The 14,428-nt window shown below is 47.7% G+C and carries 5 protein-coding genes; 2 read left to right on the top strand and 3 right to left on the bottom strand.

Annotated elements, in window-relative coordinates:
* Positions 1 to 360: 360 nt before the first annotated feature.
* The 3 genes from ABWH99_RS20595 to ABWH99_RS20585 form a co-directional block, all read right to left on the bottom strand.
* Positions 361 to 1,413 (bottom strand): DUF3500 domain-containing protein, encoded by a 1,053-nt coding sequence (locus ABWH99_RS20595; protein WP_375583668.1) that lies wholly within the window; start codon positions 1,411 to 1,413, stop codon positions 361 to 363.
* Positions 1,414 to 1,457: 44 nt separating this feature from the next.
* On the bottom strand, positions 1,458 to 2,633 hold the full coding sequence (locus ABWH99_RS20590) for an FG-GAP repeat domain-containing protein (protein WP_375583667.1): 1,176 nt from the start codon (positions 2,631 to 2,633) through the stop codon (positions 1,458 to 1,460).
* Between the two features lie 79 nt (positions 2,634 to 2,712).
* Positions 2,713 to 3,378, bottom strand: coding sequence for an SDR family oxidoreductase (locus ABWH99_RS20585; RefSeq protein ID WP_375583666.1), 666 nt, complete (start codon positions 3,376 to 3,378; stop codon positions 2,713 to 2,715).
* 871 nt (positions 3,379 to 4,249) lie between these two features.
* Between ABWH99_RS20585 and ABWH99_RS20580 the strand changes: the two genes are divergently transcribed.
* The gene (locus ABWH99_RS20580; protein WP_375583665.1) at positions 4,250 to 5,164 is read left to right on the top strand and encodes a helix-turn-helix domain-containing protein; all 915 of its coding nucleotides are present in this window, start codon (positions 4,250 to 4,252) and stop codon (positions 5,162 to 5,164) included.
* A gap of 555 nt (positions 5,165 to 5,719) precedes the next feature.
* The gene (locus ABWH99_RS20575) at positions 5,720 to 14,392 is read left to right on the top strand and encodes an MBG domain-containing protein (protein ID WP_375583664.1); all 8,673 of its coding nucleotides are present in this window, start codon (positions 5,720 to 5,722) and stop codon (positions 14,390 to 14,392) included.
* Positions 14,393 to 14,428: the final 36 nt, after the last annotated feature.

The raw sequence follows: 14,428 nt of genomic DNA, 5'->3' as shown, positions 1-14,428 counted from the left end.
AACCGCCTACCTACGATCCCCGGCAGATCTGCACAGCAGGATTCATTCGGATCGAAGAAACCGCTTTCAGTAGCTCCCTTGTACCTTGCTGGATTTGGCGATCCCGGGAAACGCAGGCCACCCGGGGCATGGCGTATTTCCCCCGACCATCGCCCAGACCGTCTGCGGGTGTGAAAAAAAGACAATCCGCATGATCCCGCCGATGCCTCCCGGAAGACCGCTGCCACCGGATCCCCTTGATATCGGCAGGCGATGGGGTGCCGATTCGCCCGGTGCAAGCGGTTTTTTGGTAGAATACGGCCTGTTTCCCACGGCAGGCGCCCGGCCCGATGGTTCGGGGCGGTCAGGAATCAGCGACCCTTATTGCCCCTGCTTTGCCAGCGCATTGGGCAGGTGTTCCCGTTGGTAATGGCTTCTCAGTGCATCGCCTTGCCCAAAATCGTTTTGCAGGTCACGGACCACGGTGTGCACGTGGTTGGCATTGTTTTGAACGTTGTCGTACTCGATCAGCAGGTCTGCTCCCTGTATGCGGTAGTAATGCGGTTCTCCAACAGCATTGGTTTCGCTGCCAGCCCAGGCAAAGGTAAGGTCTTCCCAACCCTGTTTGTGTATCCGTTCGAGCAGGATGTCCCGATAGGTAGCCGTGTATCGCGAAAGGTAAGTCATCAGCAGGGATTGCAGCAGGTGCTGCTGATTTTCATTCAGTGAGCCATAGGCAATCCCTTTTGGGTCCAATAGAGCCGCCTCCCGGTCGTTGGATGTGATGATATCCACCGGGGCTTTTTCCGAGAATTTTGCCTGTTTTCGTTGGGTTTCGTCCAGGGCATGCAGCAGGGCAAATCCCTGATCGGTTTCTTCGGCCAGGACCTGTTGGTTCATAAAAGGCCCGGAGAGGACGAGGGCAGGGTTCGAGCCCATAAAAGAAGGGGTGGCCGACACAATGGTTTGGTTTCGCGAGGAAAAATTCAGTGATAGGTGATGGCCTTCGAGCCGCCAACCCCATTCGTTTTCACCACCGGGCGTTCCAAAAATGCTAAAATAATAGTTTAAGGGATCCCGGTACCTGTCGTTTGCCGGTCGGTTTTCCACGTCCCGCAACACGTTTTCCAATTCGAAAATGGCCTCCGTGCGTTTCACGCCCGGTTCACCCAAAGAGGCACGCATCAGGTCGAGGGCGGCGGCTTTTTGCTGCGCCGTCATGTGGTGAAACGTAAGCCCGTTTCGTTGGCGAGGTACAAAATGCCAGTCGAAGCGCTCACGGTGGTCAAAGGGAAAGCAGGCCTGCCTTTTGGCATCGGCATCCAGACTTTCGATAAAGGCATTGGCCGCCGGAGCCAGGTCCTGCGCAAAACTGATGCCCAGCTGCAGCAGGCAGGCAAAGAGGAAGCAGCAGGTCATTCGTATACGATTCATGGGAGGAGGGTTTGGTTACATGGGTGGGAAAAGCGCTTGCTTATTCAGTTGTTGTTGTTCCAGTAGACAACCAGGTTTTGGGTGGACCTTCCGGAGGCGATGATGTCGGGTTTGCCATCGCCGTTCAGATCGGCTATTTTCAGGTCTTCGCAGGCCATGCCGTTTTTGTCGATCCAATGTGCTTGCCAGGAGTTGTCCGGGAGTTGTTGGTAGAGTTGGATGCCGATCTCGCCTGCCTCGTTTGGTTCTCTCCAGCCAATGACGATTTGATCGCTTCCCTGGCCCAGTACATCGGCAGCGGCCAGTCCATGCCCTTGATTCATGGCCTCGGTGAGGACCTGTCGGTCCAGGTTTTCGTTGGTAAAGCCGGCGGCTGTGGGAAGGTAAACCGATAAGGTAGGGCCATGAAAAGGTTCCACGCCTGTCAGGAATTGCCTGCCGGCCTTATTCTTTCCCACCCTGATTTCTCCGAATCCCTGCCCGCTTACCAGCCAGTCCCCGTTGGGATGTGCTTTCCAGGTGCCGTTTGCGTAGTGAAAGGCCTTCACGCCCTCTTTGCCTCCGATGTACAAGGATTCTGTTGCATTGCCTTCCGGGACGATTTCCAGGTTGTGGGTAAGGTGCATGGATTGGTCGATGACCCAATGCCTCCAGTCCCGACCCGCTGCATCCTGCATTTCGTAGCCGATTACCTTTACTCCTGCTCCTGTGCCTCCGGAATTTCCCCGGCCGTGCAACGGCAGCATCACCAAATGAAATAGCGTGTCGTTTGCTTGTATCCAGCGCATGCGGTGGACGGTGGGCTCATGGTGCAGGCGTACCGGCTCCCATTTTTGGGTAGGATCGTCGGGGCGTATCAGGTAATGCACCGAACCGGACTGCGTATCGTCGGAGGTTTCGCCGGGATTCCATTGGGCGCCTACGGCCACTTCTACCTTCCCGTCCCCGTTAATGTCTCTGGCCGCGATGCATACGTTGTCATAGGGGGTGAGGTTTTCCACCATCACAAATCGTTTCCAGTCCCCGTTTCGGTACCAGACAAATTCCGTCTTATCAGCCAGCAGAATATCGGGTTTTCCGTCTCCGTCCACATCGCCGATTCCGAGTCCATATCCGATTTTAACCCGTTCGTCCAGTACCTGTCGGTCGAAGGAAGGGGAGGGGTTGGGCGCGGAGCCCAACAAGGCGGGTAGCAGCAAAAAAGACAGCCAGTGTATCATGGTATTTGGTTTGGGTTGATGTACTCAATAAATTTAACCAAAAAAAACGATACCGGGCAACTATTCTACCAAGATAGCGCTAGATTACAGGCTGTCCGGATGTCAGGAAGAGCCGGATGGCTTCCGGAATGGCTACCTTTCCGCCGAGAATTTCGAAGACCTGAGGGCTGCTGAGGGAATCGTCCAGCATGTGCACCAAAACGGCTGCCAGGTCTTCCCGGGAAATTTCCCCCTTTTCGTTAAAGATCGAAGAAACCTTAATTTTTCCCGTGTACGGCCCGTCGGTAAGTCTTCCCGGACGAACGATGGCATGGGGAAGGCTGCTGGCCTTCAGGTGCTCGTCGGCTTCTTTTTTGGCGAGCAAGTAGTGTTGCATGGATTCGTCGGCCTTTTCCGCATTTTCCACCCCTCTGGAGCTCAACATCACGAATTTTTTCACCGATTGCTCCAGGGCCAGGTTTGTGCTTTTGATGGCGCCGATTTTATCGACAAGGGTGGTTTTATCCTTTCCCGTTTTGGCGCCCGAACCTGCTGCAAAGATCACTTTATCGATGCCATCGAATGCCTGGCTGAAGTCCTTTTCCAAATCTCCCAGCACCGTTTTGACTCCCCATTCCTCGAAATAGGACTGTTGGTCCCGATTCCGAATCATGGCCACCGGATTGTAGGCACTATGTGCCGCCATGCGTTTTACCAGCAAGCGTCCGGTTTTTCCATTGGCTCCAATTATTAGTACGTTTTCCATAGGTATACTTTTTTTCATCCATCCAGTCCAACAATTGTTCCGAAGTCTTCCGGGGGAATGCTTTTGGGGTTACCGATGAGCCCAATATTCCAAATCAAATGCCATCGGTGCAAAGTTTACCTTCGGTCGTTTCCTGCTAAGCGAAATATAGAATACCACTTTGCAACCACCAGATAAAAAAATGTCTATCGGTATCCCTTAACCAGGAATAGCGATTGTTTCGTATGGCCAGAGACCTTGCGCCACTATTTCAACCTTGTTTCTACTGAATAGCCACCTAATCAAAAATAACTAACTACGTAGGCAAACTGTAACTCCACGGATACTAGCTCAGGAAAATAAGTGGTATTCGATGGTTTGATGGCGATCGATTACTGGTAACTCCGCCTCTTTCCATTTGCAAAGAAGGAGGGATAGAGGGGGGTAGTTGCAACCTACACCCAGATGGGACCTATTTTCTCGGAATTTTCAGTTTTTTAATTAACAGCAAGGATCATTTTATTTACATAAGTTGGATAATTTCCCAGGAATCGAGGTCAGAGAACAATCATGAGTTATTTTTACTAGTGATAAATACTAGTAGTACTAGTGATAAATACTAGGCTTATCGCCATTTTTCCTGGTTGTACGGTATCGCTTAAAAGCTTTTTTCGGCTTGGCGATCGTCCTTAAACTAGCAGACGAGGTCTGAATGTAGAGGGTACGGCGTCCAATGCATGCGGCCTACCAGTGACAGCGTGCAAGACAAAGAAAGTGGCTTTGTCAGCCGATAATTCGGGTCTTCGTTGCACGTCCGCCGGGTGTGGATATGGATCAAGTAGAGAAGAAAAATTACATGGTTTATCATTATAACAACGCTTAAGCAGTCATTATGCAAAAATTATACCGTATCGAATCAGTAGAGAAACTTCATGATTTTTTTCAGATTGGTGGCCCTAAAAATCCGTTAATTTCAATCATTTCGAACATGGAAATAGCTGGTTTTAGTGCTGATGAAGATGCTTTTTCCTGTGACCTTTATGTAATTGCCTTAAAAGAAAATTTAAAAAGTTCCTGCGTTTATGGCCGTTCTGTATACGATTTTGATGATGGGACGATGATTTTTACGGCGCCCGGGCAAATTGTATCCGGTCCCATGCAAATAGAGGATGACTTACGGGGCTTTACCCTGTGCTTTCATCCCGATCTGATCCGAGCTTCTCATTTGTCCAGCACAATTGATACCTACGATTTTTTTTCGTACAAGGTCAACGAAGCCTTGCATTTAAGTGAGGGGGAAAAGGGGAAGATAAAAGGATTTGTGGCGAATATCAAAGAAGAAATTGAGCGGGCTTCTGATGATTTGGCTCTTGAACTGGCCGTCGGAAACTTAGAATTGATTTTGAACTATTCCAGAAGATTTCAGGCGCGCCAATTTTCTACAAGGGCTGCGCAGTATTCCTGTATTTTGCGTGATTTTGAGACGTATTTAACGGATTATTTTCAAACTGATCAACAGTTGGTCTATGGTATTCCTACGTTAGAGATGTGTGGGAAAGCAATGAACATGTCGGGTAAGTACCTGAGCAGTTTACTGAAATTTGAGACTGGAAAAGGCCTGGTTGATCACATACACGACTTTGTTGTAGAGAGGGGGAAGAATCATTTGGTAAACTCCGACCAATCGGTTGGGGAAGTGGCGTACCTTCTCGGTTTTAACTATCATCAACACTTTAGCTACTTGTTCAAAAGGAAGACAGGCACCAGCCCAAAGGAATTTAGAATGCAGTACGGTCAAGCCAGCTAGTGAAGAAAAAAGAGGTAGCAAAGGTCCTGGTTGCTGTTACTTTTTGATAAACCAATCCCAGGTCGAGCATGTAACGAAGTTCGGAGATTGTCTGCGTTGGTAAAGTCCATTTCTATGTCCGGGTCTTCGTGCCGGCCCCAATAGGGGGTGGACGGACCGAAGGTGTGGTCCACAGGTTTTCTTCCACTTATTCGGGTATTAACTCCAGAACACGCAGGCTTTTTTTTGGTCCATTCGGTCCTTTTCTGAAACGACAGCAAAACGGATGAATGTTTCAAAAAAATACAAGGGGGCGATGGCTCAACGATGGCAGGCTGAAAGGATTCACTGCCACTATCCACTCCCTGTAAGGGAGAGAAAATCGGTAAAATCCGTTCGAAGTACGCTATTTTTTTTGTTTATAATCAAGATATATAAGTTTAATGTACAGAAAGCGTATCGGTCAAATTTATTAAAAGTTCTGCTATTTTTATAAATAGATCAAATTACCCACCAATAGTTTTGTGAAAACTAAAATTCTACATCTGTCTGGAACGGACATTTTCACAAAATACTATGGTAAATCAGAATTGGAAATCAGTTTTTGCAAGCCTCATTATCTATCTCGGTCTGTATGTGACACCTGGCCTGGCCTCAGCTGATACGGCTACTCCATCCTCTGTGGGCGATACCGACAATTTCATCACCGTTTGGGACTTGAGTAAGCAGGGCAATTATACTGCAGAACTTCGATTTGGCACCTCGAATTCAGGAGGTTCCATTTCCTACAACTGGCAGGAGCTTCCAACGGGTGCCAGTGGAACCGGGACGTTTGAAGCAGGAAGAAACGTATTGAGAAAAATTCAAAATTTACCTGCAAATGCCAGAATTCGTCTGGAAATAGAACCGACACATCTGGAAAGATTCTATATGAGATCAGGTAGTTTTGAGGAGGGGTTAGTGGATGTGGAGCAATGGGGCACGGCTTCCTGGACCCGAATGAGGGATGCGTTTTTTGGTTGTGAGAATTTGATCATTACTGCCACGGATACTCCTGATTTATCAAGGGTGACCAGTTTAGTTGAAATGTTTAGGGATTGTAAAATTCTGAATGGCCCTTCAAATATCAACGAGTGGAACACTTCGAACGTGACCGATATGTCAAGGATGTTCGAAGGGGCATTTACATTTAATCAGGATATAAGCAATTGGGACGTGGGGAATGTAACTAATATGTTTAATATGTTTTACGAAGCTTATGCTTTTGATCAAGATATAAGTTCATGGAATACCTCCAACGTGACCAATATGACTTTTATGTTCAGAGAGGCAACTTCCTTCAATCAGGATATCAGTTCATGGAACACCGCCAATGTGTCCTTTATGGCGTACATGTTCTTTAGCGCTGCTTCTTTCAATCAGAATCTGGGCAGCTGGACGCTGAATTTAGGTGTGAATCTGTCCAACATGCTGGATGATTCCGGATTGGACTGCGCCAATTACAGTGCGACCCTGATAGGCTGGGCTGAGAATAATACGGATGTCGTGGACATAACACTGGGCGCAAATGGACTGAGCTATGGGACCAATGCAGCCGCTGCAAGAACGACCCTGACTACGAATCGAATATGGTCAATCTTGGGAGATACGGCCGGTACGGAGGCTTGTGAGTTGGCTCCGTCCCTGGCTGATACGGATTATTTTGTGACTATTTGGGATTTGAGTAAAGAGGGAGGGTCAGATGGACAGATCGCTTTTCAAACAAATAATTCATCTGGATCGGTTAATTATCGCTGGGAGCAGCTTCCTAGCGGTGAAACTGGAAGCGGTTCATTTGATACTGGATCGGGAATAAATGGTGTAAGAAGAAGTATATCCGATTTACCGACTGAGGGAAAAATCCGCTTGGAAATAGAACCGACAAACTTGGAAAGATTCTTCTTTCTAACGACTAGAAATACCAATAGCAGATTAGTACAAGTAACACAATGGGGTACTGTTTCCTGGTCTAGCATGAAAAATGCATTTTTTGGTTGTGATAATTTGATGATAACAGCATCAGATACTCCTGATTTATCAGGTGTGACAGATATGACAAGAATGTTTAAAAATGCTAAACTGCTGAATGGCCCTAGCAATATCAACACCTGGAACACCGATAATGTGAGTAATATGTCAAGCTTGTTTGAAGGGGCAGAGGCATTTAATCAGGATATCGGTAATTGGAATACTCTCAATGTGGCCGATATGAGTTATATGTTTTCAGGTGCTACCGCATTTAATCAAGATATTGGCCAATGGAATACCGAAAAGGTGTACACGATGTACGAAATGTTCCGAGGGGCTGCGGTCTTCAATCAGGATATCAGTTCATGGAATGTAGGGAATGTAGAGGATATGTATCGAATGTTTTCTGGCGCTACCTCTTTTAATCAAGGTATTGGTTCCTGGAATACTGAAAAGGTGACAGATATGAGTTCGCTGTTTAATGGAGCAACTTCCTTTAATCAGGATATCAGTTCCTGGAATACCGCTAATGTAAGCGATATGTCGAGTATGTTCGAAGGTGCATCTGCCTTCAATCAGAATTTGGGTACCTGGTCGCTGAATTCAGAGGTGGATCTAAGCAATATGCTGGATGATTCCGGATTGGACTGCGCCAATTACAGTGCGACCCTGATAGGCTGGGCTGAGAATAATTCGGAGGTTGTGGACAAAACACTGGGCGCAAATGGCCTGAGCTATGGGACCAATGCAGCGGTTGCAAGAACGACCCTGACTACGACTCGAATATGGTCAATCTTGGGAGATACGGCCGGTACGGAGGCTTGTGGAGAACAGACGCAGCCTAATACCGACAATTTCATCACCATTTGGGACTTGAGTAAAGAGGGAATTTTAAGTGATCAAATTTTCTTTTCTACTTCCAATCCAACAGGGCCCATTGCCTACAGCTGGCAGGTGCTTCCTGATGGGGAGACGGGATCGGGGACATTTGAAGCAGGTTCAGAGGCACTGAGAACAATTCAAGATTTACCTGCAAATGCCAAAATCCGTTTGGAAATAGCCCCTACCCATCTGGAAAGATTTTATGTATCGAGCAGTAGTGCGAATGGATTAGTGGATGTGGAGCAATGGGGTACGGCTTCCTGGACTAGTATGGAAAATGCCTTTAATGCATCGCAAAATTTTGACATTACCGCTACCGATATGCCTGATTTATCTCAGGTATCCAGTTTAAGTCAAATGTTTAGTTATTGTAAAATTCTAAATGGCCCTGCTACTATCAAGGATTGGAATACCGGGAATGTGACCAATATGTCAAACATGTTCGAAGGAGCGGAGGCATTTAATCAGGATATTAGCGGATGGAATACTTCCAATGTGACTTCCATGTCGAGTATGTTTGATGGAGCGGTTGCATTTAACCAGCCAATCGGTTCATGGAATACCGCTAATGTGACCGACATGTTGTCTATGTTTCAAGGGGCCACTGCTTTTAGTCAGGATTTAAGCAATTGGAATACTGGAAAAGTGACCAGTATGTCGAATATGTTCCGAAGAGCCAGTGCCTTTAACAGCGACATCAGCAATTGGAATACTGGAAACGTGACCAGTATGCCGAATATGTTTCGAGATGCCACAGCTTTCAATCAGGATATTAGCGGGTGGAATACTGAAAACGTGACCAGTATGTCGAATATGTTTCGAGATGCCACAGCTTTCAATCAGGATATTAGCGGGTGGAATACTGAAAAAGTGGAGTCTATGAGCAGTTTATTTCGAAATGCTGCTGCTTTCAATCAGGATATTAGCGGATGGAATACTGAAAAAGTGGAATCGATGTGGAGTATGTTTTCAGGAGCTACTGTATTTAATCAGGATATCAGTTCCTGGAATACCGCTAATGTAAGCGATATGTCGAGTATGTTTGATGGAGCGGTTGCATTTAACCAGCCAATCGGTTCATGGAACACCGATAATGTGAGCAATATGTCAAGCTTGTTTGAAGGGGCAGAGGCATTTAATCAGGATATCAGTTCCTGGAATACCGCTAATGTAAGCGATATGTCGAGTATGTTCGAAGGTGCATCTGCCTTCAATCAGAATCTGGGCAGCTGGTCGCTGAATTCAGAGGTGGATCTAAGCAATATGCTGGATGATTCCGAATTGGACTGCGCCAATTACAGTGCGACCCTGATAGGCTGGGCTGAGAATAATTCGGAGGTTGTGGACAAAACACTGGGCGCAAATGGCCTGAGCTATGGGACCAATGCAGCGGTTGCAAGAACGACCCTGACTACGACTCGAATATGGTCAATCTTGGGAGATACGGCCGGTACGGAGGCTTGTGGAGAACAGAGTTTTACTACGACAGCATATTGTAGTGGCGGGTCTACATTCACGGACGAATCAGGCTCATTTTCAGATGGAAGTGTTGATGGAAATTACATAAATAATCAATCATGTTCCTGGCTTATTGAGCCATCCGGCACGGATAATTTTATTATAGAACTTTCTTTCTCTGCATTTGAATTAGAAAATTGCTGTGACTATGTCAGGATTTATGATGGCACGAGCGATGAAGCCCCTTTATTAGGTGAATTTAACGGCACGGATTTACCTGACGCTGTAAGAAGTACAGGTCGTTCCATGTACGTCACTTTCAGTACTGATGGAAGTATTGTCTATGATGGTTTTGCAGCATCTTACCAGAAAATACCGCTACCTACCGTTACCACTACAGCGATTACTACTTTCGACAATGAATCAGCATCTCTTGGGGGTGAGTTCGCTGGAGTTGAAGATGCATTGGTTACCGAACGCGGTTTTGTTTATTCGACGACCACAAACCCTACTACAGAAGATGGCGTCTTGCAAGCAGGTTCTGGAATTGGTTCATTTTCAGAGAATTTGACAGGATTAACGTTGAATACAACGTATTATGTGAAGGCATATGCAATAGCCTCAGGTATCACGGTATATGGGGAAGAACAGAGTTTTACTACGACAGCATATTGTAGTGGCGGGTCTACATTCACGGACGAATCAGGCTCATTTTCAGATGGAAGTGTTGATGGAAATTACATAAATAATCAATCATGTTCTTGGCTTATTGAGCCGACCAATACAAATCCTTTTAATATAGAACTATCATTCTCTGAATTTGAGTTGCAAACATGCTGTGACTATGTCAGGATTTATGATGGCACGAGCGATGAAGCCCCTTTATTAGGTGAATTTAACGGCACGGATTTACCTGACGCTGTAAGAAGTACAGGTCGTTCCATGTACGTCACTTTCAGTACTGATGGAAGTGTTGTCTATGATGGTTTTGCAGCATCATACGAACTAGTCCCTGCGAATATTTCTGTCCTTACGGTAGAAAATATAGCCGATCAGACGTATATGGGCTCTGCCCTTGAACCATCAGTTGTAGTAAAAGACGGCGAAACTACCTTGGAACTGGATACAGATTACACGCTTAGCTACGAAAACAACACAGATGTAGGTATTGCTATGATTACCATTACCGGTAGCGGAAATTACACTGGAGAGAAAGAGGTGACCTTTAATGTTATTAAAGCCAAGGTGACGATCACGGCAGATAACAAGCAAAAGACCTTTGGCGAAGAAAATCCGGAGCTAACCTTTACCTACGATGGTTTGGTGAATGGGGACACGAAGATTGATACCGAACCAAGCATCACCACGACTGCGACGGCTGCATCAGCAGCAGGCGATTATCCGATCACCTTGACAGGTGGAGCAGACGACAATTACGAGATTGAGCTGGTAAACGGCACCCTGACGGTTGGTAAAGCCAAGGTTACGGTCACGGCTGATAACAAGAGCAAGATCTATGGGGAGGAAAACCCGAGTTTGACCTTTACCTATGATGGTTTGGTGAATGGGGATACGAAGGTGGCCACCGAACCAAGCATCGCTACGACTGCCACTGCTTCTTCAGCAGCGGGCGATTATCCGATCAGTTTGACGGGTGGAGCAGACGATAACTACGAGATTGAGTTGAAGAACGGTATGCTGACGGTTGGTAAAGCCAAGGTAACGATCACGGCTGATAACAAGAGCAAGATCTATGGGGAGGAAAACCCGAGTTTGACCTTTACCTATGATGGTTTGGTGAATGGGGATACGAAGGTGGCCACCGAACCAAGCATCGCTACGACTGCCACTGCTGCTTCAGCAGCGGGAGAGTACCCGATCACCTTGACAGGCGGAGCAGATGACAATTATGAGATTGAGCTTGTAAACGGCACGCTGACAGTTGGTAAGGCGAAGGTCACGATTACCGCTGACGATAAGAGCAAGACGTATGGGGATGAAAATCCTGAATTGACCTTCACATACAGTGGTCTGACAAACGGGGACACGAAGATAGCTACCGAACCAAGTATCACCACGACTGCCACTGCTGCATCAGCTGCAGGGGAGTATGCGATCACTCTCGCAGGTGGTGAAGACGACTATTACGAGATTGAATTGAAGAATGGTACGCTGACAGTTGGTAAGGCGAAGGTCACGATTACCGCTGACGATAAGAGCAAGACCTATGGGGAGGAAAATCTTGAATTGACCTTCACATACAGTGGTCTGACAAACGGGGACACGAAGATAGCTACCGAACCAAGTATCACCACGACTGCCACTGCTGCATCAGCTGCAGGGGAGTATGCGATCACTCTCGCAGGCGGTGAAGACGACAATTACGAGATTGAATTGAAGAATGGTACGTTGACAGTTGGTAAGGCCAAGGTCACGATTACCGCTGACGATACGGGCAAGACCTATGGGGAGGAAAATCCGGAGTTGACCTTCACATACAGTGGTCTGACAAACGGGGACACGCAGGTGACAACCGAACCTACGTTAAGTACCTTTGCTACTGCTACTTCAGCAGTGGGCGATTATCCGATCAGTTTGACGGGTGGAGCAGACGACAATTACGAGATTGAATTGAAGAATGGTACGCTGACAGTTGGTAAGGCGAAGGTCACGATTACCGCTGACGATAAGAGCAAGACCTATGGGGAGGAAAATCCGGAGTTGACCTTCACATACAGTGGACTGACAAACGGGGATACGAAGATCGAGGTTGAACCAAGTATCACCACGACTGCCACTGCTGCTTCAGCAGCGGCTGAGTATCCGATTACCTTGACGGGTGGAGCGGACGACAATTACGAGATTGAGCTGGTAAATGGCACGCTGACGGTTGGCAAGGCGAAGGTGACGATCACGGCAGATAACAAGAGCAACACCTACGGGGATGAAAACCCTGAGTTGACCTTCAGTTACGAAGGCTTGGTCAACGGAGATACAAAGGTGGCCACCGAACCAAGCATTGCTACGACCGCCACTGCTGCTTCAGCAGCGGGCGATTATCCGATCGAACTGACGGGTGGAGCAGACGATAACTACGAGATTGAATTGAAGAATGGCACGCTGACGGTTGGTAAGGCGAAGGTGAGGATCACGGCAGATAACAAGAGCAAGACTTACGGGGAGGAAAACCCGAGTTTGACCTTTAGGTACGAAGGCCTGGTGAACGGGGACACGCAGGTGGCTACCGAACCAAGTATCGTTACGACTGCCACTGCTGCTTCAACAGCCGGCGATTATCCGATCGAACTGACGGGTGGAGCAGATGACAATTACGAGATTGACCTGGTAAATGGCACGCTAACAATTGGTAAGGCCAATTTGACGATCACTGCTGACGATACGGGCAAGATCTATGGGGAGGAAAACCCGAGTTTGACCTTTACCTACGATGGTTTGGTGAATGGGGATACGAAGGTGGCCACCGAACCAAGTATCGCTACGACCGCCACTGCTGCTTCAGCAGCGGGAGATTATCCGATCGAACTGACGGGTGGAGCAGACGATAACTACGAGATTGAATTGAAGAATGGCACGCTGACGGTTGGTAAGGCGAAGGTGAGGATCACGGCAGATAACAAGAGCAAGACTTACGGGGAGGAAAACCCGAGTTTGACCTTTAGGTACGAAGGCCTGGTGAACGGGGACACGCAGGTGGCTACCGAACCAAGCATCGCTACGACCGCGACAGCCAGCTCGAATGTGGGAATCTATGCAATTAGGCTGACAGGTGGAGAGGATCAAAACTATTTGATTACTTTGGCAGGAGCTGAATTGGAGATCAACCCTGCTGTACTGCAGGTGAAAGCGGAAAATAAGATCAAAATTTTTGGACAGGATGATCCTGTACTTACGTACACGGTAACTGGCCTGGTGAGCAAGGATGAGGCTCCTGAAATTCTGAAAGGAGACCTGGCAAGGGAGGCCGGGGAAGTACCGGGGAGGTATGCAATCAGGCAGGGAACGTTGACAGCGAATGCGAACTACCTGGTATCCTTTTCCGCTGGTAGCTTGCTAATTGAAGCCGCAAAGATCCTTGTAGCTGCTGAACTGGGGCCGATTGAGACAGCCTGGGGCCAGGAACCTGCTTTACCTTCGAAGGTGACTGTTCTGACCCGGGATGGGCAGTTGTTTGAGGTGGACGTTCGTTGGGATACCCAAGCAGTAAATATTTTCGGAAGGGGTACCTACGGCCTCCGAGGCACCTTCGATCTACCAGAGGGGATAACAAATCCGGATGAAACGATTGGTTCTGTAGCGGTTAACGTGGCGGCAAAACCCGGTCCATTGGATGTAACGTTGAGCAATAGGGAATTTGCCGGTGACGAAACCAATTTCTTTATAAATATTGGCTCCTTTGCTATTCAAGATCCAATCGATCCCATCCACAAGGTTGAACTCTTCGGTCCGGGCTATGACAATCCGTACTTCGAGATTAACGAGAACAGTCTGTTCTGGAGTAGTTCAGCTCGTGCCGAGGGCAAGACAGTCTTCACGATTATCGTACGGGTGACGGATCGTGACGGAAATACGCTGGACAAGTTCTTTGAGATCATTCGTACCCGTCCTACCGTAGATTCGATAGATGTTTACGATACCTTCACACCGAATAATGACGGGCCAAATGACCGCTGGGGAGTGCCCGGTATTCGTTTCTTCCAGGGAGCGCGGGTTCACGTGTTTGACAGGAGTGGAACCCGGGTATTCTACACCGAGGATCCGGATGTTCGCTGGGATGGAACGTACAGGGGAAAAGAGCTTCCTACGGGCGCGTATACCTGGGTATTGGAGGTGCCTGAGACGGGAGAGAAACGGATGGGTATCCTAAACCTCTTCAGAAAATAAGTTGAGATCAGGTGTCAAAGACGAGACGAACTAAAA

It is taken from the genome of Cyclobacterium xiamenense (assembly GCF_042140265.1).
Taxonomy (GTDB): domain Bacteria; phylum Bacteroidota; class Bacteroidia; order Cytophagales; family Cyclobacteriaceae; genus Cyclobacterium; species Cyclobacterium xiamenense_A.
The sequence above is the reverse complement of the archived record's forward strand: the minus strand, read 5'-3'. Positions and strand labels throughout refer to the sequence as shown.

What these genes read in the sequence shown, in the direction of transcription:
- ABWH99_RS20595 (WP_375583668.1), bottom strand. Translation starts at nt 1,413, where the DNA reads ATGAATCGTATACGAATGACCTGCTGCTTCCTCTTTGCCTGCCTGCTG.
- ABWH99_RS20590 (WP_375583667.1), bottom strand. Translation starts at nt 2,633, where the DNA reads ATGATACACTGGCTGTCTTTTTTGCTGCTACCCGCCTTGTTGGGCTCC.
- ABWH99_RS20585 (WP_375583666.1), bottom strand. Translation starts at nt 3,378, where the DNA reads ATGGAAAACGTACTAATAATTGGAGCCAATGGAAAAACCGGACGCTTG.
- ABWH99_RS20580 (WP_375583665.1), top strand. Translation starts at nt 4,250, where the DNA reads ATGCAAAAATTATACCGTATCGAATCAGTAGAGAAACTTCATGATTTT.
- ABWH99_RS20575 (WP_375583664.1), top strand. Translation starts at nt 5,720, where the DNA reads ATGGTAAATCAGAATTGGAAATCAGTTTTTGCAAGCCTCATTATCTAT.